Source organism: Candidatus Infernicultor aquiphilus, assembly GCF_002784285.1.
Taxonomy (GTDB): domain Bacteria; phylum Atribacterota; class Phoenicimicrobiia; order Phoenicimicrobiales; family Phoenicimicrobiaceae; genus Infernicultor; species Infernicultor aquiphilus.
In genome coordinates this window covers 1,210-1,458 of record NZ_PFKO01000296.1, presented here as the reverse complement: position 1 = coordinate 1,458, position 249 = coordinate 1,210, and the positions used below count along the sequence as shown (strand labels likewise).

The following is a 249-nucleotide window of genomic DNA, read 5'->3' as shown; positions in this document are numbered from 1 at the left end:
CTCTCCGTAAGCGACTTTATTATCGCCTCCCGGCGGGCGTCCAGCTCTTTCAGCCGGGCCAGGCGGTCCTGTATCTTGCCGAGGGCCACCTCGTCCAGGTTGCCGGTAGCTTCTTTGCGGTAGCGGGAAATAAAGGGAATAGTGGCGTCTTCTTTAAAAAGGTTTATAGCCGCGGCTACGCCGGCCGCGTTCAGACCAAGTTCAACCGCAATTTTGGACACATACGGGTCGCTCATTTACATCCTCCAG

At 56.2% G+C, this 249-nt stretch carries 1 protein-coding gene; it reads right to left on the bottom strand.

Annotated features, from left to right (window positions below; genetic code table 11):
* Nucleotides 1-236 (bottom strand): Tex-like N-terminal domain-containing protein (locus tag COZ07_RS08190; RefSeq protein WP_406608077.1); only part of this gene is annotated, 236 nt, incomplete at its 3' end.
* Between the last annotated feature and the right edge of the window lie 13 nt (nt 237-249).